Here is a 6269-nt window from a genome sequence, read left to right as displayed (position 1 = left end):
AGTCCGATGGAGGCGTGCACACAGCCGTGACGGATCCGAACGGCGCATACGGGCTCGCAGGCTTAACCGCCGGTGAAATGACGATCACCGCATTCCTTGAAGGTTATCATGCCGTCTCGGCTTCCGTCGCCCCCGACGACGGCGCCCGATTGATCTTTTCGCCGCAATTGGAATCTTCATCCCAGGAACAGACCTCCGCAAATGGGGCGCTGGCCGGCACCGTCGTCGATGCCATTAGCGGGCGCGGGTTGGAGGGCGTGTGGGTTTCATTGACCTATCCGTCGGGTGAAACCTTTGATTATTGGACCGAACGCGATGGCCTGATGTTGATTGAAAATCTTGACACGGATGTTGTGGCGGTCGCCTTCAACCTTCCCGGATATCTGCCCATGACGGGGCAGGTGACACTCCAGGGGGGGCTGACCATCGATGTCGGCGAGGTCCGGTTGCAGCCCGAGCAGGATGAGGCGACGGCCACGGTGTCGGGGTACCTGGTGGATGTGCGTTCACGTCTTCCGGTGGCCGGCGCTGTGCTTTCGGCCGTGAATTTGGCGGACAACGCAACGGCGGAAACCATCAGCGATGCCGAAGGCCGATTTGACCTCTCGGGATTAACGGGTGGTGAATATCATTTTTCCATCGATGCCTCCGCCTATGCCATTGTGGGTTTTCATCTGATTGCCGCGCAGGGCCAGGCGCTGGACCTCGGAGAGATCCGGCTGCGCAAGCCGGGGATTGATGCCTTGCTCCCGGATCTTTCCATCCTGGCGCTCGATGTCAATGAGATATTCTCCACACCCGAGGACTTCGCTGTGTCCGGAACGCTGCGCATGACCCTCATCAACCGTGGGAACGCCCCGGTGGAGGTGCCTTTCGAGGTCCATGCCTATGAGGATCTGCATGGGTATGGCGTGCCGGGTGACGATGCGCGGGTATTCGGCAGCGTGGTGGTGTCGGCGTCACCGGCGAACCCCATTGCCGTTGACGGTACCATTGATGTTGCGTTGCCGGTCAGTGGGAGGCAATCCTTCCGGGATGCGCCGATTTTGGTTGTATTGGATCCAGCCAATGTTCTGGTGGAACTGTCAAAGGCCAACAATACAAGCAATACGGCAGGATTGTGCGTTTCAGAGCACAAGCCCATCCTCGACCTTTGCCTCTGCATGGATGCCTCCGGCAGTGTGAGCAGTGCCGATTTTCAGCTGCAACTGGAGGGTACCGCGCGGGCGATCGAGGATGAAAACATAGTGCCGCGCGATGGAACGGTGCGCGTTTCCGCCTTCCAGTTCGCCGGTAGCAGTCGCCTCGAGTTGAATCCGACCATCATCGAGGAAGACAACGTGCATCACGTCACCGATACCATCAGGGCCATCCGCAAGCTCGGCGGCGGCACCTCGATTCATGACTGCATCAACAAGGCGGCCGATCTGCTGGTCGCCGCCACGCCGTCGAGTGTGCTGCAGGTGATCGATCTTTCCACGGATGGTCAATCCAACCAAAGCCAGGCCATTTCCGCCGCCACGCGGGCCGGCGACATGGGCATCGATGTGCTCAACGCCATCGGCGTCGGCAGCGGCATCAATGTGAACCTGTTGAACAGCATTGTCTTTCCGCAACCCGCGGGCGGTGAAAGGGGTTTCGTGACCCTCATTTCCGGCTACCAGGAGTATATCGAAGGCATTGCCGGAAAGATTCAACGCGAAACCAGAATGGCCGATCTCACCGTGGGCGGCGTGCGTTTCATCGATGGCGGTTACGGCAGTGATGGGACAATTGCCATGGTGATCGGCAACAGCGGCGCGGCGTCCATATCGGAGAACGTGGTCATATCGGTGTATGACGGTGCGCCCGAACAAGGCGGCCGACATGTCGAAGACCATATCTTCACCGATGGATTTCTCCCCGGCGGTTTTGCGGAGGTGAGGATTGAAGGATTGCCGCCCACGGCATTCACCAGTGGCGAGCTGGTCGTCATTGTCCGGATCGATGGCGATTTCGCCGAATGCAACCAGGAAAACAACCGCCAGGCGATTCCCGTTTTGGCGATGCTGGGAAGCATTGAACTCAACCTGAACGGGAATCGGTTCGGACCGGGACAAACTGTCGATCTGACAAGCCGGGTGTTCAATACGGGCTCTCTGGAGGGGCGGTATCGGGTGCTGTTGCAGGTTCTCGACCAGGACGGCGTTGCGGTGCATGTATTCGATGCCATTGATGCGGCGGCGATTCCTGTTGCCGAATCAGCAGACTTCACCGCTCAATGGTCGACGGGCCGGACGTTGGCCGGCGCCTATAACGCCCGTGCGCAGTTGATGAGCCTCGACGGGTCACTTCTGGATGCCTCCCAGACCTCCTTTGTCATCAGCGAGCTTGAGCCGGGCGATCCACCCGGCGGCACGGCCGCGGCAAGCATCCGTGCGGCCACCGACCGGCCGCAGTATCATGTGACGGATGATGTGGTGATTGAGCTGCTGGTTCAAAATACCACCACCGTTCATCCCATGGAGAACACAGTCGTACAGGTGGTGGTATCCGATCCCGACGGCGTTATCGTGCATGCGGACACCATTTCCATCGGCACCCTGATGCCGGGCGGGACGGAACAATCCACACAAAAGGTCCATTTTGCTCGGGCCCCGACGGGCACTTATCGGTTGGTGGCAACGTTGGCCGATGTGGGCGGCACCGTCTACGCAGACAGCCATAGCGGGTTTGAGGTGATCAATGACATGCAGCGGTCCGTTCAGGGAACGGTGCGTGTGGCCGAGGAAACCATTTACGCCGGTGCCGCTCAGATCTGCACCTATGAGGTGGTCAACGCCGGCGCGGCTGCAATCGAAGGCCTTCCGATTCACCAGTTGGTCGTTCAAATGGCCGACGAAGCGGTTATGGATACGGAGAATGATGCTGTGGATCTGCCCGTCGGCGCCGACGCCACGCGATCCAAGGGCTTTGCAACCGCCGGATACGCACCAGGGACTTATGCCTGCGTTCTTCAAGCCATGGTCAATGACGAGATTCAAGATTTGGCCCATGCGCTGTTCCAGGTCGAGCCACCACCCATTGTGATCGACGGCGACATCGCCATCGGGCACCAAGGTCGTTTGCTGGTGCTGCGCGACCCCATATCGGAATCCGACACCGTTGCCGTTGCCCGAAATGAATATCTCCGGCAATTGTTGCGCAATGCCGGATGGTTGGCCACCTTCGTCGACAATGGGGCCGATTTCGCAATGGAAATGGCCGGTGGCGGCTACAGCTTGTATGCCTTGATGAGCCGTTCGGTCAAACTCAACAAACCAACCCAAGAGACGCTCAACGCCAAGATCGCCCAAGGCGATGGTCTGCTGGTGGCCGGTGGCCATGACCGACGCAATCGTTTTGTCGAAGAAGCCTTGGGAATCGCCATTCACGGCAATGTCGCCCTCGCCGGCGGCGTGGGCGTCGAAGCGAGCGACCTTGGCGAAGCCTGGACAAGTGATTTTAACGTTCCAGGCAAAGTATTGAGTTTTGTCCCACAGACCGCCGCGGTGATCGCCCAATACATTCGCGACGGCGAAAGTGCCGGTGAAAACGGGCCGTCTTGTTTGGGCGAAACCGGTGCGTTCAATGCGCTGGTATTCGAAGATTTCAGTTCCGTTGCATCGGCCGTGGAAGGCCGTCTGGCGGTAGGCGGGCAGCTCAACCTCAATCACTATCGCGTAGGCAACAAGGTGAGCGCGCACCCGCTGAGCAATGTGGTGGTGGTCGGCGGAGATGTGCATCTGCCTCTGGGCAAAATCTTCAACGGCCATCTCGTCGCCCAAGGCAGCATCGGGGGCGTGGGGATGCCCGTGCTCAAGAGTATGGCGCGCGGCGCAACGGCGCAAGGACAGGTCGATATCCCCTTGGATTTTGCCATGATGCGTGAATACATGGAAGGGTTATCGGCGGATATCGCGGACTTGCCGGCCACCGGTACCGGCGTGATCCAATATGGTACCTTGACCCTGTCCGGCGACGGGACGTCCGAATTGCAGGTGTTTTGCATCGATGCCGTTGATTTGATGACCGCCCACACCTTCAGGGTGCACAACATCCCGGCCGGCGCCAGCGTCATTTTCAACATACCCGGTCCCCACGCCTCGATCAGTAGCATGAGCCTGGCCGGACTGGCGCCCATGCGGCAAAATGTGCTGTTCAACTTTCCCGATGCAAACCGGGTCGATTTGACCTGGATCGGCATCGAAGGCGCGATCCTGGCGCCGTATGCCCACTTTGAGAACCCGCGCGGCAATATCAACGGACAGTTGATCGCCAAATCCTGGGACGGACCGATGGCCATCAACCATTGGCCCTTTGCCGGCGGGCTGGCGGGTGCCGTGGATTGCCTCAAGCACAACGCCATCGCAGTGAACGAATACCACCTGGGCCGGGCCGTTTTTGTCGGCTTCGACCTTCTGGCCGAGGCGTTCGCCCATCACGAAAATGACCCGACAGCGGCATTCAATCCTTTTGCGGATTTGCTGTTGAGCGGGCTGACCCATGCCCATCCCGATCCGCTGCCGCTCGCATCCGCTAGGGTGGTACCGCTGGTGGTGGAAATCAACAATGCCGGCATGGCCGCCTCCGGTGAAGCACTGCTCACATTCAGCGACAATCTGGTCGTGATCGACGGTGCCGGTTTTACCATTGAAGAAGGCATGGATGGCGCTACCTGGCGCTTTCCCTTTGCCCTTGCCCAATCTGAAAACCATCAGCAAACCCTTTATGTGCAGCTGCCCGAAACCGTGGGCGAAGCAGCCCATATAGATCTGCTGGTGCAAACCGGACAAGCTCCCGATCCGATTGTACACGTGGAGACAACGTATACCATGATTGCACAATAACACCGGAAGGCGGAACGACGAACCAATGAGGGCGCATGCGCCCACGGTGCAAGCGATCCACAAAAACCATCAAGCCGGCAGGCGCAGGAAAGGCGAAACATGCAAAAAGCAACACACACAATAACGATGGAGGCCCTCCGAAAAGGACTTTTTGCCCGGCTGGCCGGCATGCTGACCCTGATCATTTTCGGCTTCGTTTTCTACATTGCTCCCACCGGCGAAGCCATTGCCGAGGTGATGAGCCGGGACGACCAGCCGTCTTCCGAACTGGAAGCCATCCTGGAAAGCACGCCTGATAAAAAGCTCGGCCACCGCCTCTCGCGACTGCGTGAAACCATCGTCAACGATCTGCCACGGGCGATGGAACAGCGCCGTGATCTGCGCGGCTGGCTGGACCGCGCCCGCGAACGGATCATGCCGGCCGACCCGCTGACCGCTTCGGAAACAAAGGATCTGCGCCGACTCGGTGAGCGCATCGCCGATGCCTACCATGAGGCCCATGAAAAGTTCGTCGAGGATGCCCGGCGCTGGGAGCAAACCGATCTCGCACCCCACGTGCGTCGTCTGATCCGCGAGCGCCACCAGGAGGCCATGGCGCGCTTTCAAAGCCGCCACGATGCGCTCCGGCGCCACCTGCAAACCCTGGTGGAATCAAAGGGCGAAACCCAACGCAAGGCGTTCGATGACTTGCGTACCGAACTGGAAGAAACCCCCTTCGAGCGCCGCCACACCCCCCTCGACCCGAATCAATTGCCCTGGGGGCCGTCCGACAGCCAAGTGCGCGAACCCATCACCAACCCTGAAGAATTCAAGGAAATCCTCGGCATCCTTCCCCGGACGGCCTATCCGTTGGTGGCCGCAAACCAACTGCCCATCGGCTTGCTGTCCGGAACCACACTGGCGGCCGCACCGCCTGTCGATGCCGATTTGGCCCAAACCCTGGAGGTTCGCTTCACCGATGAGATCCAGGACCTGGCCGCCGACCTGGACAACGATCCCACCCAAATACACGCCTGGGTGCACAACCATATCCGCTATATCCCCAGCCACGGCTCTATCCAAGGCGCGCAAGCGACCCTGGAAGGCCGCAGCGGCAATGCCATGGACACCGCCGGCCTGTTGATTAGCCTGCTGCGCGCCGCCGGCATCCCGTCCCGCTACGCCTACGGCACCGTCGAGGCACCCGCTGAAAAAGTCATGAATTGGGTCGGCGGCGCCCACACCCCCGAAGCGGCCATGAACCTGATGGCCCAGGGCGGTATTCCCGTCACCGGCATCACCCAAGGCGGGCAAATCACCCACATCCGCTTCGAACACGTGTGGGCCCAGGCCTGGGTCGATTACTTTCCCGGCCGCGGCATGACACACCAGACCGGCGACAGCTGGATTCCCATGGACGCG

Annotated in this window: 2 protein-coding genes; both read left to right on the top strand. The window is 59.9% G+C overall.

Going from position 1 to position 6269, the window contains the following annotated elements; genetic code table 11:
• Window positions 1–26: 26 nt before the first annotated feature.
• A complete protein-coding gene (locus tag MRX98_RS21365; protein WP_246915049.1) occupies window positions 27–4868 on the top strand; it encodes a choice-of-anchor A family protein in 4842 nt (1613 codons plus the stop codon).
• A 99-nt stretch (window positions 4869–4967) separates the two neighbouring features.
• Window positions 4968–6269: transglutaminase-like domain-containing protein (locus tag MRX98_RS21360; RefSeq protein WP_246915046.1), on the top strand; the 1302-nt coding region annotated here is incomplete at its 3' end.

It is taken from the genome of Desulfatitalea alkaliphila (assembly GCF_022968795.1).
GTDB classification, from domain to species: domain Bacteria; phylum Desulfobacterota; class Desulfobacteria; order Desulfobacterales; family Desulfosarcinaceae; genus Desulfatitalea; species Desulfatitalea alkaliphila.
This window is presented reverse-complemented; position numbering and strand designations above follow the sequence as displayed.